This is a genomic window from Polaribacter sp. Hel_I_88, assembly GCF_000687935.1.
GTDB lineage: Bacteria > Bacteroidota > Bacteroidia > Flavobacteriales > Flavobacteriaceae > Polaribacter.
Window position 1 is genome coordinate 3135236 of the sequence record NZ_JHZZ01000001.1, and the last position, 26444, is coordinate 3161679.

Below are 26444 nucleotides of genomic sequence, written 5' to 3' on the forward strand. Positions count from 1 at the left end.
TGGTTTTCGTACTTAAATTTGTATTTTTCCTTTTAAAAATAAGGGGTTAAAGGCTATATCGATTTCGTAATTTAATTATTTTAAACCACTAAAAAGAATTATTTTTACATCATAATATATGGAGAAAATTAAAAAAATAGGCGTAATGACTTCTGGAGGAGATTCCCCAGGAATGAACGCAGCAATAAGATCTGTAGTAAGAACTTGTGCATATTATAAAATAGAATGTGCAGGAATTTACAGAGGTTATGAAGGAATGATAGAAGGTGATTTTATCGAACTAAATGCACGAAGTGTTAAAGGTATTATCAACAAAGGAGGTACTTTTTTAAAATCTGCGAGGTCTAAAAAATTTATGACCAAAGAAGGAAGGCAACAAGCATATGAGGCTTTAAAAGCAGCTCATATAGATGCTTTAGTTGTTATTGGTGGAGATGGTACTTTTACAGGAGCATTGATATTTAATAAAGAATTCGGTTTCCCAATTATGGGAATTCCTGGAACAATTGATAATGATATTGCAGGGACTTCACATACATTAGGGTATGATACAGCTTTAAATAACGCTGTAGAGGTTATCGATAAAATTAGAGATACAGCATCTTCTCACAACAGATTATTTTTTATTGAAGTAATGGGTAGAGATGTTGGTCATATTGCCTTAAATGTTGGTGTTGGAGCAGGAGCAGAAGAAATTTTGATACCTGAAGAAGATTTAGGTTTAGAGCGTTTGTTAGAATCTTTGCAGAGAAGTAAGGAATCTGGGAAATCGTCGAGTATTGTAATAGTTGCTGAAGGCGATAAAACTGGTAAAAATGTTTTTGAACTAAAAGATTATGTTAATGAGCATTTACCAGAATACGATGTTCGAGTTTCAGTTTTAGGACACATGCAAAGAGGAGGTTCTCCTTCTTGTTTCGACAGAGTTTTGGCGAGTAGAATGGGCGTAAAAGCTGTTGAATCTTTGTTAGATGGTAAATCTAATTTAATGGTTGGTTTATTAAATGATAAAATAGCAGTAACTCCTTTGGAAAAAGCAATCAAAGGACAATCAAAAATAAATAAAGAATTAATTCGTGTGTCAGATATCATGACCACATAATAGTAAAATAGAAAGAATATGATAAAAGTAGGAATTAACGGATTTGGTAGAATAGGAAGATTAGCATTTAGATCTTCAGTATTAAGAGATAACGTTCAAGTAGTAGCAATAAACGATTTATTAGATGTAGATTATTTAGCATACATGTTAAAATACGATTCAGTTCACGGAAAATTTGATGGAACTGTAGAGGTTAAAGATGGTAAATTAGTTGTTAACGGAAACGAAATTAGAATCACAGCAGAAAGAGATCCAGCAAACTTAAAATGGAACGAAGTTGATGCAGATTATGTAATTGAATCTACAGGTTTTTTCTTGACTGAGGAAACTGCTGGAAAGCATTTATTAGCAGGAGCTAAAAAAGTAGTTTTATCTGCTCCATCTAAAGATCATACACCAATGTTTGTGATGGGTGTAAATAACAAAGAATTAAAAGCAGATCAAAAGATTTTTTCTAACGCATCTTGTACAACAAACTGTTTAGCGCCAATTACTAAAGTTTTAAATGATAATTTTGGTATTGTTGAAGGTTTAATGACAACTGTACATGCTGCAACTGCAACTCAAAATACGGTTGATGGACCATCAGCAAAAGATTGGAGAGGAGGACGTTCTGCTATTGGTAACGTAATTCCTTCTTCTACTGGTGCTGCAAAAGCTGTAGGAAAAGTAATCCCAGCAATGGATGGTAAATTAACAGGTATGGCTTTTAGAATACCAACTATGGATGTTTCTGTGGTAGATTTAACTGTAAAGCTAGAAAAAGCAGCTACGTATGATGAAATCTGTGCAGCTATGAAAACAGCTTCAGAAAGTGAAGAAATGAAAGGTGTTTTAGGATATACTGAAGATATGGTTGTTTCTCAAGATTTTGTAGGAGATACAAGAACTTCAATTTTTGATGCTAAAGCAGGTATTGCTTTAAATGACAATTTTGTAAAGGTTGTTGCTTGGTATGATAACGAAATGGGATATTCAACTAAAATAGTTGATTTAATTGAATATGCTGATACTTTATAGTAACTACAATTTCAAATAACTAAAAACCTGATAGAATTCATTTTCTATCAGGTTTTTTAGTTTTTACTGAATACTGAGACTGAATATGGCTAACTTATTTAACAGCAATCATACTAATTTCTACATTTACAAATTTTGGTAAGTTTGCAACTTCAACAGTTTCTCTTGCAGGCGCAGTTTCTTCATTAAAATAAGAACCATAAACGGTATTTATTTTAGCAAACTGATTCATATCAGCAATAAAAATAGATGATTTTATAACGTTTTCAAAAGTCATTTCAGCAGCAGCTAAAACTTCTTTCATATTTTCCATTACTTGTTTTGTTTCGGCTTCGATAGTATCTAAAACTAATTCTCCAGTTGTTGGATTTATTGCAATTTGTCCAGACGTGTATAAAGTATTTCCACTTAAAATAGCTTGATTATAGGGCCCAATAGGAGCAGGTGCTTTTGTAGTTGATATTATTTTTTTCATTTTTATATTTTTGGTCTCTTCTTAAAAGATTTTTTTTATTTTAAACTTCCAACTTCCAACTTCCAACTTCCAACTTCCAACTTCCAACTTCCAACTTCCAACTTCCAACACCAATTAAAACAATCTATCTGGTGGTTTATTTTTATCCCATTTTAAATCTGCTAGTGTAGATGATTTTACACCAATAAAAAAGGTATATGATGAGTTAGAGCCAAAAGGCACCCAATTAAAATTGAATTGCCAGCTATCTAAATCTCTTGTAAAGTTAAATCTAGAAAAAGAAAAAGCACCATTTTTAACATCATAACCAGAAGAATAGCCAACTTTCCATTTTGGTGATAAATCAACATTACCACTAAAACCCAAAGTATGCACACCAATAGTTCCTGGTACTACACCATTGTTAGAATAGGTTGCTGCATATACTAAATTTAAAGACCAAGGAATTTTACCTTTATATAAATCTGTTTTTGTAGTTCCACCACCAATATCTCTTGCATCTTGTCTTCCTTGCCTATTTGTTGGGTCAATGTCTGCACCCATTGTATCAGGAGGATTATTGTTACCATTAGCATTGCTATTCTGATTCCCTTTTTCACTTTTATTAAAATCAGTACTAGAAATAGAATAATTAGCTGTTAAATTGGCGTTGGTTAATCTAAAAATACCAGGATTAAATTTATCGATTCTTCTACCATTTTCATTTACTTGGTAAGGATCTAAAGAGCCATTAAAGTTTAGGGCTAATTTATCTTTAAAAAGTCTTGTTCCAGCACTAAAAGTAACATTAGACCAACGTAAACTATCTGCAGCAATGTTATAAGAAGTATTAAAATTTAAATTATTTAGAAGCATTATTTTTTCATCTTCTTCATCGCTATCAGGATCTTTAGGTGCCATTTTTGCCTCTAAAACATTGTTTACAGAAAGCCCAATAGAATTGCTTAAACCTCCTGATGGAGCTCCATAAATTCCTTGATCAAAAACAGTATAATCTATAACGTCTAAAGGATTTGCGCTTTGCTGAACTTGCTCTAAATAATTATCTCTAAAATCAGGTCTGTAAGAATAAGAAATTGTTGGTCTTATGGTGTGTCTAATTGCTTTTAATCTTCCTTTTTTAAAGTTGAAGGTTCCATAAATATTGGTAGACAAGCTAACTCCCATATTATATTCTCTGTAAGACTTAAAACCTCTTAAAGTATCTGTAACGATTACATTGTTAGTTTCATCGTATTTTCTATCAATATAATCAAACTGCCAAGTTTCTTCATAATTTGCACTTGGTGATAACGTAAAATATTTAAATGCTTTAATATTGGTATTCGTACTTGTTTTATGTTGCATACCAGATCTAGCAGTTTCAAACATTTTGCTAGTAAAAAATTCATCATCAGTTGTATTAATTAAATATTGACCTTGCATATTATAATTAAAGCCTAATTTTTGAATCGGATTCTTTTTTACACCATTTTTCCCTGCAAATGGGTAAACCCTATTCATGTTTAAAGTTAACGATGGCAATGTCATTGTTATACTTTCTGTATTTGTGTTCTGTTGATGAGAAGCTGTAACAGCCATATTAAAAGGTGTGCCAACAAAAGTTTTACTGTAATTTACAGAAGAATTGAATGTGTTGTTTTGGTTCTGATTTAAATTAAATTGATTTAAAGATTCTCTAAAAAAACGACTACTTCCTAAATTTACAGAAGCTGAAAATCTTGAATTAGGGCTCGCTTTAGAATCTTGACTATGATTCCATCTGATGTTAAAGTTGCTTCTTTTATCAAAATCATCAAAACCTCGAATACCGTTAATGATGTTTTCGTAATTAAAGCTAAAAGTTCCATTAAATCTGTAGCGTTTATTGTAGTTAGAGTTTGTTCTTAAACCCCAACTTCCATTTGCCCAGGCATCTCCAGTTAACGTTAAATCTACATAATCGTTAATAGCAAAATAATAACCTCCATTTTGCAAACCAACACCTCTAGCGCTACTTCCAGTATCAAAAGCAGGAATTAAAAAACCAGAAACACTCGTTTCTGTCATCGGAAAATAGGCAAAAGGTAAAAAAACGGGAGTGGGTACATCTGCTAAAACTAAATTACTTACACCCACAATAATTTTTTTTCCAGGAACTAATTTCGCTTTATCAGTACTTATATAATAATCAGGTACTTCTTTCTCAGAGGTTGTAAATCTAATTTTACGAATATAAATAGTAGAATCGTTTACCTGTTTAGTTTTTTCACCATAGGTAAACATTTCTCCTTGTTTGGTTTTTAAACCATAAATTAAAGCTCGCTTACTTTTAAAGTTATAAAGTATGGAATCTTGTTCAGATTCTTGGCCACCTTGTTTAAAAACAGGTCTTTGTATATAACCAGTACTATCTTTAATACCCTTTGCAAAAAGTGTATTTTTTTTATAATCTATAATAATAATACCCGCTTTTAAATCAATATCTGTATAGGTTATATTTGCCTCATTATATAAGGTTACTGTTTTTTCTTTTGCATTTTGAATAGTATAATCTTGGGCAATATGTGTAATAATATCATCAATACTTTCCTTTAATTTTATAGAATCCTTTACAATTGAGTCTTTATTTTTAAGAAGTAAGCTGTCTTTTTTTAAAATGAGACTATCTTTATTGATAGATAATAAGGAGTCTTTTTTCTGTAGCTTTATAGAATCTCTTTGTACAGAGGGAATTACGATTTTTTCTGTCGATTTTATATCTTGTGCTAACCCAATCTTTACAAAAAAGATACAACAAAATAAAAGTAGGTATGATAGGTTTGATTGCAATGCTATATATGCTATTTTTGTATAAAAGTAAAAGTATGGCTCAATAATTGAAACACAAAATTAATGACGCCAAAATTAGTTAAATTTTATTGATGAACTTTTCACAAACGAACAAAATTAATACCAAATTTAAAAAACTTGTTTTTTTAACATTTTCGCTTGTCTTTTTATTTTCGGGATTTACCACAAATGCTCAGAAAAAATATACGATTGTAATAGATGCTGGTCATGGAGGTAAAGATCCAGGGAATTTAGGAAACGGATATAAAGAGAAAAATATTGCCTTAAAAGTGGCTTTAAGTGTTGGCAACGAATTAAAGAAAAATAAAGATATTAAAGTTTTGTACACAAGAGACAAAGATGTTTTTATTGATTTATGGAAAAGAGGAGATGTAGCCAATACAGCAAAAGCAGATTTATTTGTGTCAATTCATTGTGATTCTCATACATCGAATGCATATGGAGCAGGAACTTTTGTTTTAGGGTTAAGAGGAAACAAAAAAAACTTAGAAATTGCAAAAAGAGAAAACTCTAGTATTCTTTTAGAAGATAACTTTCAAGATCGTTATACAGGTTTTGATCCGAATTCAGCAGAATCTGTTGTTGGATTATCACTTTTACAAGAAGAAAATTTAGATAAAAGTTTAGAGATTGCTAGTCTAATACAAAACAATTTTACTTTTAAATTAAAAAGAAATGATCGAAAGGTAAAACAAGATAATTTTCAAGTTTTAAGAGAAACGATTATGCCAAGTGTTTTGGTTGAGTTGGGTTTTTTAACTAACAAAAATGAAGGTAGATATTTAAATTCAAAAAAAGGGCAGTTGCAAATGAGTAAATCAATTGCAGATGCAATTGAAAATTATGTGAGTAATTTAAAATTAAATACAGTAATTGAAAAAATTTCTGAAAACGATTTTGTTGAAACCATAAATAATGAGGTAGAATATAAAGTTCAATTAGCATCTGGAAGAAATAAAATTGAAACAAAATCTTATAATTTTAAAGGCTTAGTAAATGTTGAAAGAGTAAAAGTTGGGTCTTTTTATAAATATTATTATGGGGTAACTTCCTCTTACAAAGATGTTATAGCATCTTTAGATATTGTTAAAAAGAAAGGCTATACATCTGCCTTTATTGTGGCTTTTAAAAATGGAGAAAAAGTATCTGTAAAAGAAGTTAATAAAATGCCTTAAATTTGGCACTTTCAAACAAAAAAAATCAGTAATATTGTTATTAAATTTCTATGTATGTCTAAAGAATTAAAAACAGGAATTGTAGTAGTTTTAATAATTGTAGCTTTCTTTTGGGGTTTCAATTTTTTAAAAGGACATGATTTGTTAGATGGTAAAGCCCGTAAATTTCAAGTAGAATACTCTAAAATTGGAGGTCTTAACAGAGCAAGTTCTGTAACTCTAAATGGCTTAAAAGTTGGGCAAGTTAATGAAATAGAGTTTAATACAACACCTGAGAAAAGAGGGGAATTGATTGTTACTTTTTCAGTTGAAAACGATTTTGAGTTTTCTAAAAAAAGTGTCGTAAGAATTTATTCACCCAATCCATTAGCGGCTTCAAGTTTGGCAATAATTCCTAGTTATGAAGGTGAAATGGCTGTGTCTGGAGACACCCTTGAAGGTAAAATCGAAGAGAGTTTATTTACCTCGATTGGAGAAAGATTAGATCCACTTCAGCAAAAACTTGAAAAAGTAATAGTAAGAGCAGATACTTTATTTAGTGGTGTAAATAGAATTTTAAATGAAGAAACTATAAGTGGTGTAAATGGCTCTATTAGCAATATAGCAGCAATTATTGCAGATTTAAGAGAAACAGTGCAAAGGGTAAATTCTCTTGTTGTTGATAATCAAGATAATCTTAAAAAAACATTACAAAACACAAAAGATATTACAGGAAACTTAAGCAAGATTTCTGATAGTTTAACAACTGTTAATATTAATGAAATTGTAAAAAAAGCAGAAAACGCTGTTAATAATTTTAATGAATTATCTAAAAAAATAAATTCTAATTCAGGTTCTGTTGGTAAACTTCTTAACGACGAACAATTGTACGATAATATTGAGGCTGCAACCAAAGAATTAGAAGAGTTATTAAGAGATATAAAATTAAATCCTAAAAGATATGTTCATTTTTCGGTATTTGGTAAAAAACCAAAAGAATATTCTCCTGTAGAAAATCAATTGCAAGAATTAAAAGAATTAACAGAACAACTGGAAGAATTAAAACAATAGTATTTTAAAAAACAACTATGCAATATTTACCAAATATACTTTTTGCGCTAACTTTAGCTGTTGGTATTGGTTATTTTGTGATGAACGTCAGAAAATTATCAAGAAACATTAAATTAGGAAAAGATGTAGACAGAACAGATAACAAATCTGAACGATTAAAAAATATGTTGATGATTGCAGTTGGGCAATCTAAAATGGTTAAAAGACCTTTGTCTGGTCTTCTTCATATTATCGTTTACATTGGTTTTATCATTATAAATATCGAAGTTTTAGAAATTATTATTGATGGTTTATTAGGTACTCATAGAGTTTTTCAAGGAATTATAGGAGATGGTTTTTACGCATTTTTAATTGGAACTTTCGAAATTTTAGCAGCTTTAGTTTTTGTTGCTGTTGTTGTTTTTTGGTTGCGAAGAAATGTATCAAACATCAAACGTTTTTTAAGCAGAGAAATGAAAGGCTGGCCAAAAAGCGATGCCAATTATATCATTTATTTTGAAATGGTTTTAATGACGCTTTTTATTGTGATGAATGCTACAGATGTTCCTTTTCAACAAGCAGGAATTGGAAATCCAATAAGTCAGTTTGTGGCGCCATTATTTGATGGTTTTACACCAGAAACGATTCATACAATAGAAAGAACTGCTTGGTGGTTGCATATTGTAGGTATTTTAATCTTTTTAAATTACTTGTATTATTCTAAACACTTACATATTTTATTGGCGTTTCCAAACACTTATTTTGCCAATTTAAAACCAAAAGGACAATTCAATAATTTAGAATCGGTTACAAACGAAGTTAAATTAATGATGGATCCTGATGCAGATCCTTATGCAATGCCAGCTGAAGGAGCAGAAGAAGCTGTGCCAGAAAAATTTGGCGCAAGTGATGTAGCAGATTTAAGTTGGGTACAATTATTAAACGCATACACTTGTACAGAATGTGGACGATGTACTTCTGCTTGTCCTGCAAATCTAACAGGTAAAAAATTGTCTCCTCGTAAAATTATGATGGACACAAGAGATCGACTTGAAGAAGTTGGTAGAAATATAGATGCAAATAAAGGTGCTTTTGTCGATGATGGAAAACAGCTTTTAGGCGATTATATTTTAGAAGAAGAACTTTGGGCATGTACAAGTTGTAATGCTTGTGTAGAGGAATGTCCTGTAAATATCGATCCATTATCAATCATTATGGATATGAGAAGATATTTAGTGATGGAAAAAAGTGCAGCACCTCAAGAATTAAACATGATGATGACAAACATCGAGAATAATGGTGCACCTTGGGCTTACAATCAACAAGATAGGTTGAATTGGGCAAATGAATAAGCCCCTGTTTCCCCAAAGGGGAGCAGTGTGTTAGTTTGTTAGTGGAGAATTATTTATGAAAATAAATATTTTAAAAAGGATAAAATTTAATATTAACTAAATACGTAACCCTTGCGTGTGTTCCCCTTTGGGGAAACAGGGGCTTTTTTTATGAACGTACCAACAATGGCAGATATGATGGCTCAAGGCAAACAACCAGAAGTGTTGTTTTGGGTTGGTGCTGCAGGAAGTTATGATGATAGAGCAAAAAAGATAACCAGAGCATTCGTAAAAATTTTACATCAAGCAAATGTAGATTTTGCAGTTTTAGGTGTGGAAGAATCATCAACAGGAGATGCAGCAAAAAGAGCAGGAAACGAGTTTTTGTTTCAAATGCAAGCTATGATGAATATCGAAGTTTTAAATGGTTATGAAGTGAAAAAAATCGTGACTTGCGATCCACATTCCTTCAATACTTTTAAAAATGAATATCCTTCTTTAGGAGGAAAATACGAGGTGTATCATCATACACAATTCATTCAAAATTTAATTTCAGAAGGTCGTTTAAAGATCGATGATACCAATTTAAAAGGAAAAAGAGTTACGTTTCATGATCCTTGTTATTTAGGTAGAGCCAATGAAGTATATGAGTCTCCTAGAGATTTAATTAGAAGATTAGGCGTTAATTTAACAGAAATGAAACGTAGCAGAGAAACTGCTTTATGCTGTGGAGCTGGAGGTGCACAAATGTTTAAAGATGCAGAAAAGGGTGATAAAGAAGTAAATGTTTTAAGAACAGAAGACGCTTTAAAAACCAATCCTCAAATAATTGCAACTGGCTGTCCTTATTGCAATACAATGATGACAGATGGCATAAAATTTAAGGAAAGAGAAGACAATGTTATTGTAAGAGACATTGCAGAACTAATCGCAGAAGCAAATAATCTTTAAAAAAATGAAAAATTTAGCAATCGTACTTTTTTTATCAATTTGTTTATTTTCTTGTAAAAATAAGGAAGTAGAAAAAGAGGATGAAAAAATCTCTGAACCAGAAATTACTTCACCTGTTTTTGAAGTAGAAAAAGACGATATGCTTAAAAATGCAGATTCTGAAAGCGTTAAGAATGATAAAGTTGTATTTACAGTTCAAATTGCTGCTTTAAAAAATGAAAATGAGCAATTAATGAATTTGAATGCTGTGAAAACATATCAAGAAAATTCTTTAACAAAATACAGGTTAGGTTCTTTTGAAACGTATCAAGAAGCTAAACAATTTAGATTACAGGTTTTAAATACGTATAAAGGAGCGTTTGTGCAAGCGTTAAAAAATAACGAGCCAATTCATATTTCAGAAGCTTTACAAGAGTAAATTTATGGCAGATTATTTTCAAAATTCAGAAGTTACTACTTTACCAAATATTATTGAAGTTGAATTTACAAAAATTGATAAAAGTTACCTCAAAGTAATTTTAATCAATTTTTTTCTGATACTTATCCCTCTTTTTGTGGGTTTGGTTTTGTTAGATAAATTTACATTTACAGAAGAAATAACAGTCTATTCAATTTATATATATGCGTTATTTACGTCTTTTTTTGGATTGATTTTTTTATTCCTAATCTTTAGTTTTCCGAAAAGAATGTATGTTGTAAGAGACAAAGATATTTCTTACAAAGCTGGTTTATTTACTAAAAAGATTACAACAGTTCCGTTTTCAAGAATTCAACATGTAGAGATTGATGAAAAACCAATTTCAAGAGTTTTTAATTTGGCTTCTATTAGCGTTTTTACAGCAGGTGATAGTAGTGACGATTTAGAAATTAAAGGCATCAACAAAGAAAAAGCATTACAAATTAAAGAATTTATTAGCACAAAAATAGATGAATAATTTGTTTGATTTTTCAACTTTTTCAAGGCAATCAACAAAAGGTATTTTAGTTATTTATATTGCACATCTTTATAAATTTTTAAAACTAACTTGGATTTTGGTTTTTTTGATAGTAAAAGATTTCACCAAGATAACAAACAAAATAGATGCAATTTATATTTATGCAGGAATTGCATTTTTCCTTATTTTCTTTTTAATTAGAACCTATTTAATTTTCAAAAACTTTCAATTTAAAATAGAAAACGAACACTTTATTTTAAAACAAGGAATTCTTAAAAAAACAAATACAGCCATTCCTTTTCATCGCATACAAAACATCAATTTTAAGCAAAATATAGTGCAACAAATTATTGGTGTTTTTGAGGTAAGCATAGAAACTGCTGGTTCAAGCACTACAGAAATTTCAATAAAAGCGCTGTCTTTGCAAAAAGCAACAGCGTTAAAAGAAATCATTTCTAAAAACACAAAACTTATTGAGGAAGAAGTAGTTGAAAAGCAAGAAACAAAACCATTGGTAAGAATTGGTGTTAAAGAGCTTTTTAAGGTAAGTTTAACCGAAAACCATTTGCAAAATTTATTATTATTTTTTGCAATTGTATTTGGTTTATTGCAACAATTACAACAATTATCAGACAGTTTAGGGCAAACAGAAGCCATAGATGGTTTTATTGAAGAAAATACAAATGCAATTTCTGCGAGTATTTTTTTAGTAATTATCATCCTTTTATTGTTAACTATTGTTGCTTTAGTAAGTTCTTTTGTGAGAGTGTTTTTAGTTCATTTTAATTTAACAGCCTACTTAAAAGAAGATGCTTTTGAAATTAACCAGGGTTTATTTACCAAAAAATCGATTATTTTAAAAAAGCAAAAAATTCAGAATATTACCATATCTACAAATCCTTTAAAAAGGTTGATTGGCATTTCTTTTATCACTTTTAAACAAGCAGTAAGTGGTAAAATAAACAATAAGAAGAAAGACAAGTTAATACGAATAGTTGGTTGTAAAAAAGAGCAAATAGAAATTATAAAAGCAAGTTTGTTTAACCCAACTGATGTTGAAAATAGCGACAAGAAACATCCAGAAAACTACTTTAAGAGAAGGCTTTTTATTTTTACTTTTTTGTTTTTAATACTAGCTTATACAATAACCTATGTAGTGTATTCTCATTTCGAAATTTTCTATTCAACTATAGTAGTCGTTCCAATTGTTGTATTTTTGATCTTGAAAAAAGTAAAGAAACGTTTCTATAAAATTTCTGACGAAATGATCTTAGTTGGCAAAGGATTGTTAGAAACGCATATTACCTATTTAGAAATTTTTAAGGTTCAGAATATAGAAATGCAGCAGACAATTTTTCAAAAAAGAAGTAATGTTGCCGATTTAATTTTACAAACAGCTTCAGGGAAAATAAAAATTCCTTGTATCGATTTTCAAGAGGCCATTAAAATTTATAACCATACTTTGTATAAAGTAGAAACGAGCCAAACTTCATGGATGTAAAAAGTTTTATAAAAGCAGCACGTTTGCGTACTTTACCTTTATCAATTTCTGGAATTATTGTTGGGAGTTATTTAGGGGTCGAATATTTAAATTCAATTTTAACAACAAATAGTATAAAAATAGTGGTTTGGCTTACACCAATTTTCTGGTTAGCAATTCTAACTACAATTGGTTTCCAGGTTTTATCCAATTTCGCTAATGATTATGGAGATTTTGTAAAAGGTTCAGATACAAACAGAACAGGAGAAGCAAGAATGGTTTCTTCTGGTAAAATTACGCCTAAACAAATGAAAATGGCAATGGTTATCACAACCATTATCACTTTAATAATTGCTTTAGCGTTGATTTATGTGTCATTTGGCAAAGACAATTTTGGGTATTCAATCTTGTTTTTTGTGCTGGGAATTGCCTCAATTACAGCAGCTATAAAATATACAGTGGGTAATTCAGCTTACGGGTATTCTGGTTTTGGCGATGTTTTTGTATTTCTGTTTTTTGGTTTGGTAAGTGTTGTTGGGTCTTATTTTTTATATACGAAAACCATCAATTTTGAAATATTTTTACCAGCAATTTCTATTGGTTTGTTAAGTACAGCTGTTTTAAATTTAAATAATTTACGAGATAGAGAAGAAGATCAAAAGAATAATAAAAATACATTAGTTGTAAAATTAGGAACTGATAATGCAAAAATATATCATTATTCTTTAATCATTGGAGCTTTAATTTTTGCACTAATTTATGTGTTTTTAAACTACGAATCTGTATATCAATTTGTATTTTTAGTTGCTTTTATTCCGTTGATAAAAAATATAAAAACTGTAGCAGAAAATAAAATTCCAGCAGCTTTAGATAGTGAGTTAAAAAAAGTAGCGTTAAGTACATTTTTATTTGCTATTTTATTTAGCATTGGAAATACTATTTTTTAGATCTAAAACACTTAAAATTTATAAAATATTGTATTAAAATATGAAGACTGTAAAAGTAATTTTAACGATTATTGTTATTTTAACATTAGCTTTTTTTGCGACAGGTATTGTTGTAAAAGAAACTACATATCAAGCATCAGTTATCATAAATAAACCTATTGAAGTTGTTTTTACGGAATTTAACACTCCAGAAAACACCAAAAATTGGATTCCAGAAATTAAAAAATTCGAAGTGGTAAATGAAAATTTCGGAAAAACAGGAAGTGTTTATGATATTGTTGTAGAAAATCAAGATCAAGAAATTAAGATGACTCAAAAAGTGATGGCTTATGTGCCTAATGAAAAAGTTACCTTATTTTTTGATGCTGAAAATATGTTAAAAAAAGACGATTATACTTTTTTTGAAAATAATGGTATAACCACCATTAAACTGAACTCTGCTTGTAATAGTAAATCGTACATCATGTCTTGTATGTTGCCTTTTTTTGCTGATAAATTAGAAGCTCAAAGTCAGACGTATTTAGATAATTTTAAGGAGTATATTGAAAAGGAATAGTATTCAGTTTTCAGTTGCAGTTTGCAGTATTTAGGATAATTTAAAAAGTTTTTTAAATCTAAAGTTGCATTAAGAATAGTAAATCCAAAACTATGTTTTCTATGCCCCTATTTGTTAAAATTTTTATATTTTAAATTCAATAAAGCAAATTATATATTTTGATAAAAGCAACCTACAAAAAATACATTCTCAACTTCAAAAACCCAAGTGGAACTTCCAGAGGAATTTTAAGAACCAAAGAAACTTGGTTTATCATTTTAGAAGAAGATGGTAAAACAGGTATTGGAGAAACAGGACTTTTTAGAGGTTTAAGTATTGATGACGTTCCTAATTATGAAGAAAAACTAAGTTGGGTTTGTAAAAATATTAGTTTAGGTTTAGAAAACTTGTTATTAAAACTCATTGACTTTCCATCAATTCAGTTTGGATTAGAACAAGCATTTTTATCTTTAAAAAGTGATGACAAATTCGAACTTTTCCCATCAGAATTTACCAAAGGAAATAAAGCCATTAACATTAATGGTTTAATTTGGATGGGCGAAAAGCAGTTTATGAAAGATCAAATTAAAGAGAAACTAAAAACGGGTTTTTCTTGCATCAAAATGAAAATTGGTGCCATTGATTTTGAGGCTGAAATTGAGTTGTTAACATCCATTAGAAAAGAATTTACAGCAAACGAAATAGAATTAAGAGTAGATGCAAATGGTGCATTTAGTCCCAAAAATGCGTTAGAGAAATTAAAGCGTTTATCAGCTTTAGATATCCATTCTATAGAACAACCTATAAAACAAGGACAAATTCAAGAAATGGCTGCTTTATGTTCAAAAACACCTTTACCAATTGCTTTAGATGAAGAATTGATTGGTGTTTTTAAATCCGAAGAAAAACAAGAACTAATTGAAACTATTAAACCACAGTTTATCATTTTAAAACCAAGTTTGGTTGGTGGTTTTGCAGGTAGTAAGGAATGGATTAATTTTGCAACAAAGAATAACGCAGATTGGTGGATAACATCAGCTTTAGAAAGTAATATTGGCTTAAATGCAATTACGCAATTTACGTATACATTGCAAAATAAATTGCCTCAAGGTTTAGGAACAGGAGGATTATTTACCAATAATTTCGACAGTCCTTTAGAAGTTAAAAACGGAAAATTACACTATAATTCCAATAAAAATTGGAATTTTAATTTATAAAACATGAATTATATACAACAAGCCTATAAAGGGCAGTACAAATGGTATTACTGGTTAATTACTATTTTATTGGTGTTTTTTGGTTGGCAAATTTTAGGAGCAATTCCTTTATTATTTGTAGCATTTATGCATGCAGATGGTTTGGAATCTTTTGTGGCAGCTGGTGCAGATAATTTTATGAGTTTAGGGATTAACAAAAATTTATTTTTATTTTTAATGTTATTCACTTTTGTTGTTGGGCTTGTTTTTTTATTGATTGGTATTAAATTTATTCATAAAAGAAGTATTACCTCTTTAGTTACAAGCAGAAAAAAAATAGATTGGAAACGTTTTTTTACAGGTTTTTTAACTTGGGGAAGTTTAGCAGTTGCCTTTTCATTTATTGGTATTTATTTAGAACCAGAAATTTATACATTTAATTTTAATGCAAAACCATTCTTTATATTAGTCGCAATTTCCATTTTAATTTTGCCTTTGCAAACCAGTTTAGAAGAACTTTTATTCAGAGGTTATTTTATGCAAGGAATTGGTATTTTAGCCAAAAATAGATGGTTGCCACTTTTAATAACTTCCATAAGTTTCGGTTTGTTGCATGGTGCAAATCCAGAAGTTCAAAAACTGGGTTCTGTAATGATGGTTTTTTATATTGGCACAGGTTTTTTCTACGGAATTTCAACTTTAATGGATGAAGGCACAGAATTAGCTTTGGGTTTACATGCAGCCAATAATATGTTTGCTGCGTTTTTAGTGACTACAGATTGGATGGTTTTTCAAACGGATGCTTTGTATATTGATACTTCAGAACCTTCTGTTAGTTTCGAAATGTTTTTTCCAGTAGTTATTTTATATCCTTTGCTTTTGTTCTTTTTTTCCAAGAAATACAAATGGACAAATTGGAAAGAAAAATTGACAGGAAAAATAGAAAAACCAGTTAATTTAGAAGAAAACTATAGAATTTTAGAAGAACTTGGTACAAAATAAATTTCATAAAAACTTTACATTAAACAACCATTCATTTACTTCTGTTGATGAATTGTTAGCGTTTACAAAAGGTTTTTCTGATGAAATTCATCAATTTTTAGAAAGTTGGTTTTCTAAAGATGATTATATTATTGTGCAAACTTCTGGCTCAACAGGAGCACCAAAACCAATATCACTTAAAAAAGAATTTGTTATAAATTCGGCAAAAGCAACAGGTTTGTATTTCGATTTACAGGCAAATACAACAGCATTATTATGTTTGCCAATTGCCTATATTGCAGGCAAATTAATGTTGATAAGAGCCTTAACTTTAGGTTGGCATTTAGATGTTGTTGAACCCAATTCAAATCCATTAGTAACTATTGATAAAACATTCGATTTTTCTGCAATGGTGCCTTTGCAAGTAGAAAATTCGCTTTCAAAACTTAATTTAATAAAAAAAATAATTGTTGGTGGAGGAGTAGTTTCTAACTCATTGCAAGAAAAATTACAAGAAATTTCTACGGATGTTTTTGCAACCTATGGAATGACAGAAACCATAACGCATATTGCAGTTAAAAAACTTAATAATTTTATAGCGATAAAAGAGAAACCTTCTATAAACAATGAGATTGCCTCACTTAAAAAAGTTCTCAAAGACGAATTCTATACTATTTTACCAAACGTAACAATTTATAAAGATGAACGAAACTGTTTGGTAATTGCTGCTCCAAAAGTTTCTGATGAAATTATTTTTACAAATGATGTTGTCAACTTAATTTCAGATACACAATTTGAATGGTTAGGACGATTTGACAACGTTATAAATTCTGGTGGCATTAAATTGCATCCAGAAAAAATAGAAGAAAAATTAGCTAAAATCATTACAAATCGTTTTTTTGTTGCTGGTATTCCTAATGAAAAAATAGGCGAAAAATTGGTTTTAATTGTTGAAGGAAATCAACAGGAAATAAATCTTGAAACTGCACAACTTTCTAAATTTGAGATTCCTAAAGAAATTTACTTTGTAAATGAATTTGTTGAAACGAAAACAGCAAAAATCCAAAGAAAAAAAACGTTGGCAAAAATCTTACCTAAATAAAAAAGCAAGTTCACTGCTATAAAAGGAGTGTTTACTCATTATTAGTTTTTTAAAATTGATATAAGAAGTAGTTTTATAATAACTTTAAAACGAATGTTATGTATAAAAAATTATTTTTTCTATTGATAATTTTAGGGATTTCAATAGTACAAGCTCAAGAAAAAACAATTACAGGAATTGTTTACGAAACTTTTGGTCCTTTACCAGGAGTTAGTGTTTTAGTAAAAGGAACCACAAATGGAGTGCAAACCGATTTTGATGGTAAATACTCAATTAAAGCATCAATAGGAGATACTTTAGTTTACACTTATTTAGGTTTTAAAACAGCTTATAAAACTGTTGGAAAATCTTCTATTATCAATGTTACTTTACTTGAAGATGCACAAACTTTAGATGAAATTGTAATTGTAGGTTATGGAACATCAACAAAAAATTACACAACTAGTTCAGCAGTTTCATCAGTAAAAGCAAGTCAAAAAAACAAAAGAAATTATAACATTAGCCAATCTTTGAGTGGTAAAGTTTCTGGAGTTCAAATTACGAATCAACCATATATAAGTTCAGCTATAAGAATTAGAGGAAACTCATCAATTTCAAATAATAATGAACCTTTATATGTTGTAGATGGTGTACCTATCAACAATAATTATAATTCAATTATTAAAGATTTAGATAAAAATTCCATAGAAAAAATAAATGTTCTTAAAGATGATAAAGCAACTAGTTTATATGGAAATCGAGCTTCAAATGGTTGCATTATCATCACTACAAAAAAAGGAAATTATAGTTTAGAAAATGATGAATCTTATGCCCAAATTAACGAGAATAAATTTAAACGAGTACAACTTTCTCCTTTATCTACTTTTTCAATAGACGTTGATAAAGCCTCTTATAGCAATGTAAGAAGAATGATAAATAATGGCGAAAAAGTTCCATTTAATGCTGTTAAAATCGAGGAAATGATCAATTATTTTGATTATCAATATCCACAGCCTAAAGGTGAACATCCTTTTTCAATTAATACAGAATTTGTAGAAACACCTTGGAATACAACTACAAAATTGGTTAAAATTGGTTTGCAGGGTAAAACTTTTGAGCAGGAAGATTTGCCAGCATCCAACCTTACTTTTTTAATTGATGTTTCTGGATCTATGGGTGCTCAAAATAAATTACCTTTATTAAAATCGGCTTTTAAACTTTTGGTAAATCAGCTAAGAAAAGAAGATAAAGTTGCCATTGTTGTTTATGCAGGAGCTGCTGGAGTTGTTTTAAAACCAACTTCTGGAAATCAAAAAGAAAAGATATTAAATGCTTTAAATAATTTAGAATCTGGAGGATCTACAGCTGGTGGAAAAGGAATAAAATTAGCCTATAAATTGGCAGAGAAAAACTTTAAAAAGAATGGCAATAATAGAGTAATTCTTGCAACAGATGGCGATTTTAATGTGGGGGCTTCAAGTGATGAAAGAATGGAAAAACTAATTGCTAAAAAAAGAGAAACTGGTGTTTTTCTGTCGGTTTTAGGTTTTGGTTATGGCAATTATAAAGATTCTAAATTAGAAATTTTAGCCGATAAAGGAAATGGAAATCATGCTTATATTGATACAATGCAAGAAGCTCAAAAAGTTTTTGGACAAGAATTTGGAGGTACTTTACACACGATTGCTAAAGATGTAAAAATTCAAGTTGAGTTTAATCCTAATAAAGTAAAAGGATATAGATTAATTGGTTATGAAAACAGATTATTAAATGATGAAGATTTTATAGATGATTCAATTGATGCAGGAGAATTAGGTGCAGGTCATAAAGTAACAGCTTTATACGAAATAATTTTAGCTGGAACAGAAAATGAATTTTTGAAAGTAGTTCCTGATTTAAAATACACTGGGAATAATTCAAAATTATCAACAAATAATAATGAATTATTTACAGTAAAATTTAGATATAAAAAACCATCAGAAGATAAAAGTTTTGAAATGATTCATATTCAGAATGATGAAATTACAAATGCTTCTGAAGATATGAAATTTGCTACAGCAGTTGCTTTGTTTGGGTTGAAATTAAGAAAATCTCAATATATAAATAAAATTGAAAATTCGACAATTATTGAATTGGCAAAAAATGGAAAAGGAGAAGATGTAAATGGTTACAGAGCAGAATTTATAAGATTGGTAAAAAGTATTTAATTATTAAAAAGGATTGTAATTCAGTTCTTTTTTTACTCAAAAATCATTTCCAAGGTTAAATCATCTAAATAACCATCAGCTAAAAGATTGTTTTTTTGCTCAAAATCTTTAATCGCGTTTAAAGTTTCAAACCTGTAAACACCATCAACAGTAATACTATCACCTTTTCGATTCAGTTCTTTTTGAACTTCAAAAATAATCGCATTTTTTTCGCCATTATAAAGTTTCACGTTCGAATTGAAAAGGTTTTTAATTTTACTGTATTTTAATTTTCTTTTGTAAGTTTTTAAATCAATCCCTTGATTTTCAAGAAATTTTACTTCGCTATTATCAAGGCCTTTTTCTTTTAGTTTGGTAGAGTTTTCAAGAATAGCTTCATAATAATGAACCTTAGCAAGTTTTTTAGCGTAGTTTTCTAAAGCAACTTTAGTTTCAATATCGTCTTCTTCTGGAACTCTCACATCAATTTCATTGGCAGACCATTGCAACATTATATAACTATCTAAAGCCTCAACAGCTTCATAATAATTCATTAAAAGTTCTTGATTGTGATAAGAAACATCAATGTTTTTATCAGTTTGATACTTAATTTCTGTAGAATTATACCTTTTGTATTGCATATATTTTCCATAACCAATACCCAAAGCAATAATTACCAGTAAAAAAATGATGATTTGTTTCATATTATTGGGGAGTTAGATTGATGTCAATTTTTTTAACAAATGTATAAAATCTTTTAGAAAATAAAGATAATATGAAATTTAAGGCAAAGTAATATAATTTCTTGCATATTTGTACTTTAGGAGCAAAATAAACAAAAAAATTAATCTATGAATAATAGCAAACAATATAAAATCGGGCGTTTTTTACGAATATGGATGTCGTTATTTTAGATTTAAAACTCTATAAAATAGTAAAAGCGTCTAAAATTCATTTTTTAGACGCTTTTTATTGAAATATTAACATCAATTATGATATCAATTTTAAAAATGATTTCAAAAGACAAGAAGAATAATAATATCTTTGCAAACAAAAGCGAAGTCTTTTTAAAGAAAACAGAGAACAAGAATGGGATCAGACATTAACAATTATTTATTTAAAGCGTTAGAAAATTATCCTTACGATTTAGATGAAGTCATGGAAGCATTAAATTATGCGTTATCTTATGACGAAAAAAATACAATGGCATTAACTTTAATGGGAAGAATGTATGCCGAAAAATTGTATAAATATGAAGAGGCAATTAAATTTTTTAAAGATGCATTAGCTGAAAATATTTATGCTTTTGAAGCGTATGTGCCATATATCAATACACTTTTATGGAATGAAGACTATAAAGAAGTAGAAGAGTTTATCGATTTCGCATTAACTATAAAAGGTTCTGACAAAGCTGTTTTGTATTTAAAAAAAGCTGTTTTATTTGATCAATTAAAGGACTATAAAAAAGCGTTAGCATTTCTAAAATTGGCAAAACAACATACATATAATGCTGAATTTATGGAAAGCGTAAAAGAAGAAAAAGATAGAATTAAAGGTAAAATGCCTAAGAAAAAGAAAGTTGAAGCAATAAAAAAAGATAAAAAACAAAAGAAAAAGAAGAAGTAAAATTTGTTTTAATATGAATTTTATAATTTAATGAAGTTTTTTAATAAAATCTATTCCCAAAAAACGCTTAATAATTTGGGTGATTAGTGAAATTCGTGTCTTTTTTTATCAAATTTATAAATCAATTACAATAGGAATGTGCGCACTTTGATACTTTTCATTTAATAAAGAAGCGTTAATAAAAAGCGTTTTATTAATAGTAGTTGTGCCATAACCTTCATGAATATGACCAAAAACATGCAATTTTGGTTGAATTGCAAAAACCTTCTTTTTTAGTTCTTTACAGCCAGAATATGTTCCTTTTGTTGTTAAATCTAAAATTTTGTATGGTGGTCCATGTGTGATTAAAATATCTGTATCTGTAGGTATTAAATCCCAATGTTTTTTTATTTCAGCACCTCTTTCTCTATTAAAAGCCCAATCAAAAAAAGTAGGCTGAATGGGAGATCCCCAAAATTTTAAACCATTTATTTCGCAACCAGAATCGTTTAAATAAATAAGATTTTCGAACTCAGGTTTCTCTTTATTTTTAGCTGCATCTTCAAAATAAAAATCGTGATTCCCAGCAATAAAAATTTTGTGTTTGTGAGGATGTGATTGAAACCATTTTATAAAAACATCAATTTCTGCTTTTGTGCCTCTAGAAGAAACATCGCCAGCGTGAATTAATATATCGCCTTCAGGAATCCTAAAGTTGTGATTGGTATGTGTATCAGAAATTAAAACAATTTTCATAAGCAGATGGCAAAGTTAACCTTATTTATTGATAATTTGAAGTTGCCTTCTGGAGTTTTGCAAAAATTAGATTTCTAAATTTCTCTGGTTTTAAAATTTCAATAAGTTCGCCAAAACCTAAAATTTTACGTTCAAGTTCAAAATTTATTTGAACAAAAATATTAAATATTACACCATCTTCTGTATGTTTTATGACTCTTTGAGATTTATGAAATGGTTTCGTAATTACATAAGGTGCATTCTTTTTTTCTATCCAAAATTGTATTCTTTGAGGTCTAGTATTAGAAACTGTTGCACCAATTACATCTTTATAATAAGTATCTCCATCAACATTTTCATCTTTATACTCAATATTATTTTCTTTGGATATTGCAATAATTCTATCTAAAGCTAATGTGTAAAATCTTTTTTTATTTAAACACAACACAAACCACCGATTATTAAATTCCTTTAATAACTGTGGATGCACAATCATATCACTTGGTTTATGTGCTTTAAAAGATTGATAATTTATAACAATTACTTTTTTCTGTTGAATTGCTTGATAAATAGGATCTATAAATTCCAAACCTTTTAATTGTTCATTTTTATCTAAATGAATAATTGATTTTTTGTTTTTTTGTGATGAATATACAGAATCTTCCAACCGTTGTAAAACGCCATTCATCTCTTTAAATAAAGAGAAATCTTTAAACTGACGCAATAATTGTATGGCTTCATTCATCACTTTTACATCATTGTCTGTTACAGGAATATTTGTGATGCTAAAATTGGGTTCACTATATTTATAAAACCGTTTTTCGTAAACTTCGATAGGTGCATTGTAACCCAATTTATCACTTCGCATTAATTGAATATCTAACTGAATAGTTCGTTTACTAACATTTATGTCTTTGCCTTCATATTCATACAAAGCATCAGAGCAGGCTTCAATTAAATCATCTAAAGTCCATTTTTTGAAGTTGTTGCGTAAACAATAATCAATGGTTTTGTATCTGATAAGTGCGTTTTTGTTGGATGCCATTTTATTGTGTTTATGCTGATAAATTAGACGCAAAGTTCGCAAAGTTTTACGCAAAAGTTCGAAAATTATAACGAGTTGTCAGTTCGAGTGAAATTTCTTTTTCAGAAATTTTGTATCGAGAACAGGTTTAAATATCAAAGTTATCAATAAAAATAATAAACTTTTTAATTGAGATGATTACATCCAGTTTTGTACACACAGTTTTATCATTTCTCTTCCGAAATTTCGGAAGAGAAATCTCATAAAGTAGCTCACTCAAAATTTAGCACGATTATGTGATTTCTCCTAAAAAGTCCTTTAGATTAGCAAAGTATAATTATTGCATTTAATTCATATATTTAGAACACTAAAGAATTGTTACTTTTTTAATGAAAAAGAATGGAGTGAACTTGTCAAAAGTCCAGATTAATAAGATCTATACTTCGTATTAGTCTCCATTCTTTTATTACCGATTACAAAGGACCAAATAGAATTTCAGCTTCGCCCTTTTAAAGGTTTTAGTCAACGTAATCATCTTTTACTAACACAAAACAAAATTATGAAAATTAAACAAACTATTGGTATTGACATTAGCAAATTAACTTTTGATGTCCGTATTCACAGTAACCAGTGTTATCAATCATTTGAAAACAACTCAAAAGGATTTAAAGCACTTGTAAAATGGGTCGAAAAAAACAACCCAATTTCTAAAGAGCAAACTTTATTTGTTTTAGAACATACAGGTATTTATTCTGAAGAAATCTCATTATTTTTTGATATAAATAACTTTTATTTTGCACTAATTCCAGGTTTAGAAATAAAGAAATCCCTTGGTATTTCTAGAGGAAAAGATGATAAAGTAGATGCCACAAAAATAGCACTTTATGGGTATCGATTAAGAGATGAAATTAAACCTTATAAACTTCCATCAAAAAATATTCATCAACTAAAACGCTTATTAACATTAAGAGAAAGGCTAGTAAAACAAAATGCTGGTTATAAAGCAACACTTAAAGAACAAAAAAGAATTTATACTAGAAAAGAGAATCAACTTCTTATAGAAACCCAAGAGAAAATGATAAAATATTTTACCAAACAAATTAAGAATATTGAGGCTGAAATGAACGTAATAATTAAGGCTAATGAACAACTTAAAAAACAATATAAACTAATTGTGAGTATCAAAGGAGTGGGTAGTCAGACAGCTTTATTTATGATTGTAACAACAAACGGATTTACAAAGTTTGCTTCTTGGAGAAAGTTTGCTTCTTATTGTGGAATTGCACCTTTCCCTAATACCTCTGGAACAAGTATTAGAGGAAGAACTAAAGTGAGTAATCTTGCTAACAAAAAAATAAAAAGCCTCTTTGATATGTGTGCAAAATCAGCAATACAAAATAACCCAGAAATGAAAATATTTTACCATAGAAGACTCGAACAAGGAAAAAATAAAATGAGCACAATTAACATCATAAGAAATAAACTATTATCACGAATTTTTGCTACTATAAAAAGACAAACTCCTTATGTAGATGTATTAAAATATGCTGCGTAAATAAATCAAAATATATTTGGTAAAGTCATAGAATACGAAATGACAAATTGTATGTTTAAAATTTAGTTAGACGTTTACAATGTCAGTTCGAGTGAAATTTCTTTTTCAGAAATTTTGTATCGAGAACAGCTTTAAACCTAAAAAATTTTCAATAAAAATAACATTTAATTTTAACTGCGCAAATAGATTGCGTAATTAAGTTAGATTTTTGTATCAGATTTATAAGAATAGCGAATTCTTATAGAGTAATCGCTCCACAAAACAAGGAGTTTGTGGAGCAACCCAAATAAAATCGATACATTTATAACAATAAATATGGAACATAAAATGAACATCACAGGAAAAGAGATTATTGAATTAGGTTTTAAATCTGCAAAATGGTTTCCGGAAGCGATTGAATTTATCAATACAAATCAATTATCAAAAGAGGAAATGATAAACTATTTAGCCCAATTTAAAGTTGAGCAAATTGACTTGTTGACAAATCCTGCTGATTTTAAAATCAATATAAAAGCTAAAAATGAGTTGGAAGATATTAATGTGAATTCGGTTGTAAAATCGATGGAAGTTTTAATGAAAACACCAACTATTGTAAATGGCGCAATTATGCCAGATGCTTGTCCTACAGGTTCTTCAGGTACAATTCCTGTTGGTGGAATTGTAGTTGCAAAAAACGCCATTCATCCAGGCATGCACTCTGCAGATATTTGTTGTTCTGTGATGCTAACCGATTTTGGAAAAGCAGATCCTAAACAAGTTTTAGATGCTGCACATTCCATTACACATTTTGGTCCTGGAGGTAGAGATAGAAATACACAGTTTCGTTTTCCTATGGATTTATTGGCGGAAATTGAAGCGAGTCCGTTTTTGAACAATCAAAAATGTATTTCTGCTGCCAGAAGTCACTTAGGAACGCAAGGAGATGGAAACCACTTTTTGTTTGTGGGCACATCTAAAAATACAGGAAATACGATGTTAATTACTCATCATGGTTCTAGAGGTTTTGGTGCGAATTTATATTCAAGTGGAATGAAAGTTGCCGAGAAATTTAGAAAGGAAATTTCACCAGAAACCTTAAAACAAAATGCGTGGATTCCTTTTGAAACTGAAGAAGGAAAAAACTATTGGGAAGCGTTGCAAATTATTAGAAAATGGACAAAGTTAAACCACGAAGTTTTGCACGATGCAACTTTGCATACAATAGGAATGCAACCAGAAAATAGATTTTGGAACGAACATAATTTCGTTTTTAAAGATGGTGATTTATTTTACCACGCAAAAGGTGCAACTCCTTTAGATGCCAAGTTTATGCCAGATATTACTGGTCCAAGATTAATTCCGTTAAATATGGCTGAACCAGTTTTAATTGTGGAAGGAAAAACTACTGAAAATAATTTAGGTTTTGCGCCTCATGGAGCAGGAAGAAATGTGAGTAGAACGCAACATAGGAAAAGCAAAACAGGCACAGTAAAAGATATTTTTAGAGAAGAAACCAAAGGTTTAGATATCCGTTTTTTCTCCAAAGAAATTGATATTACAGAATTGCCTTCTGCTTACAAAAATGCAGCAACAGTAAGAAACCAAATGGACGAATTTGGTTTAGGTGAAGTTATTGATGAAGTAATCCCTTATGGTTGTATTATGGCTGGAGATTGGCAAAAAAATGCCCCTTGGAAAAATAAGAGGAGACAGGATAAAAGGAATAGGAATAATGGAAGAAATTAAAGAAAAAGCGATTGAACTTTTGTTAGATATCATCTCAAAAGAAGATTTTGAGATGATACTTTATGAAAAAGTAAAAACCGAAGATTTGGTTAAAAATAAACTGCTTTTTGATTTGGTAAGTATTAATTATAGAGATGAAAATTATCAAAATAAACTATTTGATATTTTAAAAGATTTTTTGTCGAAAGAAAGTTTAATTATATATAAAGTGAATATTTATTGTTCTAAAATAATTAATGCCGAAACTAACAAAGATATTTATGATTGGTTTGAAAAAATTCTAGATTTATTTTGTGTTGCTATTGATGAATATAACTTGATGTGGGATTTTCTTCTTCTATCTGATAGATTAGGTTTTCTATATATGAAATATGAAAAAGAGGAAATTATTTTAAAGGATGTAAAACATTTGTCTTTAGAATTAATCAAGAACTTTAAAGTTGCCTCATCAATAAAAGAAAAACACAACATATTAAATGATGGATTTAATTTAAAATATAAGTCAGCAATTAAATGGTACGAATTCTGGAAATAAAAAAATGAA

Annotated in this window: 24 protein-coding genes; 19 read left to right on the forward strand and 5 right to left on the reverse strand. The window is 29.2% G+C overall.

All coding sequences use genetic code 11. From position 1 onward, the window contains the following. Positions 1–118 precede the first annotated feature (118 nt). A complete protein-coding gene (gene pfkA, locus P161_RS0113880) occupies positions 119–1102 on the forward strand; it encodes a 6-phosphofructokinase (RefSeq protein ID WP_026777536.1) in 984 nt (327 codons plus the stop codon). Positions 1103–1120: 18 nt separating this feature from the next. Further along, positions 1121–2122 carry a type I glyceraldehyde-3-phosphate dehydrogenase gene (gene gap, locus P161_RS0113885; RefSeq protein ID WP_026777537.1) on the forward strand — a complete coding sequence of 334 codons (1002 nt, stop codon included), beginning with the start codon at positions 1121–1123 and terminating at the stop codon, positions 2120–2122. A gap of 94 nt (positions 2123–2216) precedes the next feature. Here the strand turns inward: gap and P161_RS0113890 are convergent, their stop codons facing one another. Continuing rightward, positions 2217–2597, reverse strand: coding sequence for a Rid family detoxifying hydrolase (locus P161_RS0113890; RefSeq protein ID WP_026777538.1), 381 nt, complete (start codon positions 2595–2597; stop codon positions 2217–2219). Between the two features lie 114 nt (positions 2598–2711). Then, entirely contained in the window at positions 2712–5408 is a 2697-nt protein-coding gene (locus P161_RS0113905) for a putative LPS assembly protein LptD (RefSeq protein WP_026777539.1), read from the reverse strand. Between the two features lie 92 nt (positions 5409–5500). Here P161_RS0113905 and P161_RS0113910 point away from each other — a divergent pair, with 92 nt between their 5' ends. The 13 genes from P161_RS0113910 (at position 5501) to P161_RS0113970 (ending at position 19277) form a co-directional block, all read left to right on the forward strand. Continuing rightward, entirely contained in the window at positions 5501–6604 is a 1104-nt protein-coding gene (locus P161_RS0113910) for an N-acetylmuramoyl-L-alanine amidase (RefSeq protein ID WP_051605762.1), read from the forward strand. Positions 6605–6658: 54 nt separating this feature from the next. Next, complete coding sequence (locus P161_RS18665; protein WP_036841504.1) at positions 6659–7654, forward strand: MlaD family protein; 996 nt, start codon at positions 6659–6661, stop codon at positions 7652–7654. 17 nt (positions 7655–7671) lie between these two features. Continuing rightward, positions 7672–8985 carry a (Fe-S)-binding protein gene (locus P161_RS0113920; RefSeq protein WP_026777541.1) on the forward strand — a complete coding sequence of 438 codons (1314 nt, stop codon included), beginning with the start codon at positions 7672–7674 and terminating at the stop codon, positions 8983–8985. Positions 8986–9135: 150 nt separating this feature from the next. Continuing rightward, positions 9136–9915 (forward strand): (Fe-S)-binding protein, encoded by a 780-nt coding sequence (locus P161_RS0113925; protein ID WP_026777542.1) that lies wholly within the window; start codon positions 9136–9138, stop codon positions 9913–9915. A gap of 4 nt (positions 9916–9919) precedes the next feature. Further along, positions 9920–10333, forward strand: coding sequence for an SPOR domain-containing protein (locus P161_RS0113930; protein ID WP_026777543.1), 414 nt, complete (start codon positions 9920–9922; stop codon positions 10331–10333). 4 nt (positions 10334–10337) lie between these two features. After that, entirely contained in the window at positions 10338–10850 is a 513-nt protein-coding gene (locus tag P161_RS0113935; protein ID WP_026777544.1) for a PH domain-containing protein, read from the forward strand. Then, complete coding sequence (locus tag P161_RS0113940) at positions 10843–12351, forward strand: PH domain-containing protein (RefSeq protein ID WP_026777545.1); 1509 nt, start codon at positions 10843–10845, stop codon at positions 12349–12351. The genes P161_RS0113935 and P161_RS0113940 overlap by 8 nt, the downstream gene beginning before the upstream one ends. After that, positions 12342–13277, forward strand: a complete 936-nt coding sequence (gene menA, locus P161_RS0113945; RefSeq protein WP_026777546.1) for a 1,4-dihydroxy-2-naphthoate octaprenyltransferase — start codon at positions 12342–12344, stop codon at positions 13275–13277. Before P161_RS0113940 ends, menA begins: the two co-directional genes overlap by 10 nt. Before the next feature lie 40 nt (positions 13278–13317). Beyond that, a complete protein-coding gene (locus tag P161_RS0113950; protein WP_026777547.1) occupies positions 13318–13833 on the forward strand; it encodes an SRPBCC family protein in 516 nt (171 codons plus the stop codon). A gap of 158 nt (positions 13834–13991) precedes the next feature. Next, positions 13992–15029 (forward strand): o-succinylbenzoate synthase, encoded by a 1038-nt coding sequence (locus tag P161_RS0113955; RefSeq protein WP_026777548.1) that lies wholly within the window; start codon positions 13992–13994, stop codon positions 15027–15029. Positions 15030–15032: 3 nt separating this feature from the next. Beyond that, positions 15033–16010, forward strand: a complete 978-nt coding sequence (locus tag P161_RS0113960) for a CPBP family intramembrane glutamic endopeptidase (protein ID WP_026777549.1) — start codon at positions 15033–15035, stop codon at positions 16008–16010. Further along, on the forward strand, positions 15997–17091 hold the full coding sequence (locus P161_RS0113965; protein WP_026777550.1) for an AMP-binding protein: 1095 nt from the start codon (positions 15997–15999) through the stop codon (positions 17089–17091). The genes P161_RS0113960 and P161_RS0113965 overlap by 14 nt, the downstream gene beginning before the upstream one ends. Before the next feature lie 98 nt (positions 17092–17189). After that, positions 17190–19277, forward strand: coding sequence for a VWA domain-containing protein (locus P161_RS0113970; protein ID WP_026777551.1), 2088 nt, complete (start codon positions 17190–17192; stop codon positions 19275–19277). A 32-nt stretch (positions 19278–19309) separates the two neighbouring features. Here P161_RS0113970 and P161_RS0113975 read toward each other — a convergent pair whose 3' ends face one another. Next, complete coding sequence (locus P161_RS0113975; protein WP_026777552.1) at positions 19310–19960, reverse strand: peptidoglycan-binding protein; 651 nt, start codon at positions 19958–19960, stop codon at positions 19310–19312. A 385-nt stretch (positions 19961–20345) separates the two neighbouring features. Here P161_RS0113975 and P161_RS0113980 point away from each other — a divergent pair, with 385 nt between their 5' ends. Beyond that, positions 20346–20882, forward strand: a complete 537-nt coding sequence (locus P161_RS0113980; RefSeq protein ID WP_026777553.1) for a hypothetical protein — start codon at positions 20346–20348, stop codon at positions 20880–20882. A 114-nt stretch (positions 20883–20996) separates the two neighbouring features. Here the strand turns inward: P161_RS0113980 and P161_RS0113985 are convergent, their stop codons facing one another. Continuing rightward, positions 20997–21617: a metallophosphatase domain-containing protein gene (locus tag P161_RS0113985; protein ID WP_026777554.1), complete on the reverse strand. Its 621-nt coding sequence runs from the start codon at positions 21615–21617 to the stop codon at positions 20997–20999. Positions 21618–21642: 25 nt separating this feature from the next. Then, complete coding sequence (locus tag P161_RS0113990; protein WP_026777555.1) at positions 21643–22641, reverse strand: YafY family protein; 999 nt, start codon at positions 22639–22641, stop codon at positions 21643–21645. 538 nt (positions 22642–23179) lie between these two features. Between P161_RS0113990 and P161_RS0113995 the strand changes: the two genes are divergently transcribed. The 3 genes from P161_RS0113995 to P161_RS0114005 all read left to right on the forward strand — a co-directional run bounded on the left by P161_RS0113995 (position 23180) and on the right by P161_RS0114005 (position 26435). Next, positions 23180–24175: an IS110 family transposase gene (locus P161_RS0113995; protein ID WP_026775323.1), complete on the forward strand. Its 996-nt coding sequence runs from the start codon at positions 23180–23182 to the stop codon at positions 24173–24175. A gap of 315 nt (positions 24176–24490) precedes the next feature. Next, on the forward strand, positions 24491–25900 hold the full coding sequence (locus tag P161_RS18670; RefSeq protein ID WP_231494749.1) for an RtcB family protein: 1410 nt from the start codon (positions 24491–24493) through the stop codon (positions 25898–25900). Continuing rightward, the gene (locus P161_RS0114005; RefSeq protein ID WP_155810470.1) at positions 25887–26435 is read left to right on the forward strand and encodes a hypothetical protein; all 549 of its coding nucleotides are present in this window, start codon (positions 25887–25889) and stop codon (positions 26433–26435) included. Before P161_RS18670 ends, P161_RS0114005 begins: the two co-directional genes overlap by 14 nt. Positions 26436–26444: the final 9 nt, after the last annotated feature.

Bases quoted from the DNA above. Each gene is read 5' to 3' on its own strand.
- pfkA (WP_026777536.1), top strand. From the start codon at position 119: ATGGAGAAAATTAAAAAAATAGGCGTAATGACTTCTGGAGGAGATTCC.
- gap (WP_026777537.1), top strand. From the start codon at position 1,121: ATGATAAAAGTAGGAATTAACGGATTTGGTAGAATAGGAAGATTAGCA.
- P161_RS0113890 (WP_026777538.1), bottom strand. From the start codon at position 2,597: ATGAAAAAAATAATATCAACTACAAAAGCACCTGCTCCTATTGGGCCC.
- P161_RS0113910 (WP_051605762.1), top strand. From the start codon at position 5,501: ATGAACTTTTCACAAACGAACAAAATTAATACCAAATTTAAAAAACTT.
- P161_RS18665 (WP_036841504.1), top strand. From the start codon at position 6,659: ATGTCTAAAGAATTAAAAACAGGAATTGTAGTAGTTTTAATAATTGTA.
- P161_RS0113920 (WP_026777541.1), top strand. From the start codon at position 7,672: ATGCAATATTTACCAAATATACTTTTTGCGCTAACTTTAGCTGTTGGT.
- P161_RS0113925 (WP_026777542.1), top strand. From the start codon at position 9,136: ATGAACGTACCAACAATGGCAGATATGATGGCTCAAGGCAAACAACCA.
- P161_RS0113930 (WP_026777543.1), top strand. From the start codon at position 9,920: ATGAAAAATTTAGCAATCGTACTTTTTTTATCAATTTGTTTATTTTCT.
- P161_RS0113935 (WP_026777544.1), top strand. From the start codon at position 10,338: ATGGCAGATTATTTTCAAAATTCAGAAGTTACTACTTTACCAAATATT.
- P161_RS0113940 (WP_026777545.1), top strand. From the start codon at position 10,843: ATGAATAATTTGTTTGATTTTTCAACTTTTTCAAGGCAATCAACAAAA.
- menA (WP_026777546.1), top strand. From the start codon at position 12,342: ATGGATGTAAAAAGTTTTATAAAAGCAGCACGTTTGCGTACTTTACCT.
- P161_RS0113950 (WP_026777547.1), top strand. From the start codon at position 13,318: ATGAAGACTGTAAAAGTAATTTTAACGATTATTGTTATTTTAACATTA.
- P161_RS0113960 (WP_026777549.1), top strand. From the start codon at position 15,033: ATGAATTATATACAACAAGCCTATAAAGGGCAGTACAAATGGTATTAC.
- P161_RS0113970 (WP_026777551.1), top strand. From the start codon at position 17,190: ATGTATAAAAAATTATTTTTTCTATTGATAATTTTAGGGATTTCAATA.
- P161_RS0113975 (WP_026777552.1), bottom strand. From the start codon at position 19,960: ATGAAACAAATCATCATTTTTTTACTGGTAATTATTGCTTTGGGTATT.
- P161_RS0113980 (WP_026777553.1), top strand. From the start codon at position 20,346: ATGGGATCAGACATTAACAATTATTTATTTAAAGCGTTAGAAAATTAT.
- P161_RS0113985 (WP_026777554.1), bottom strand. From the start codon at position 21,617: ATGAAAATTGTTTTAATTTCTGATACACATACCAATCACAACTTTAGG.
- P161_RS0113990 (WP_026777555.1), bottom strand. From the start codon at position 22,641: ATGGCATCCAACAAAAACGCACTTATCAGATACAAAACCATTGATTAT.
- P161_RS0113995 (WP_026775323.1), top strand. From the start codon at position 23,180: ATGAAAATTAAACAAACTATTGGTATTGACATTAGCAAATTAACTTTT.
- P161_RS18670 (WP_231494749.1), top strand. From the start codon at position 24,491: ATGGAACATAAAATGAACATCACAGGAAAAGAGATTATTGAATTAGGT.
- P161_RS0114005 (WP_155810470.1), top strand. From the start codon at position 25,887: ATGGAAGAAATTAAAGAAAAAGCGATTGAACTTTTGTTAGATATCATC.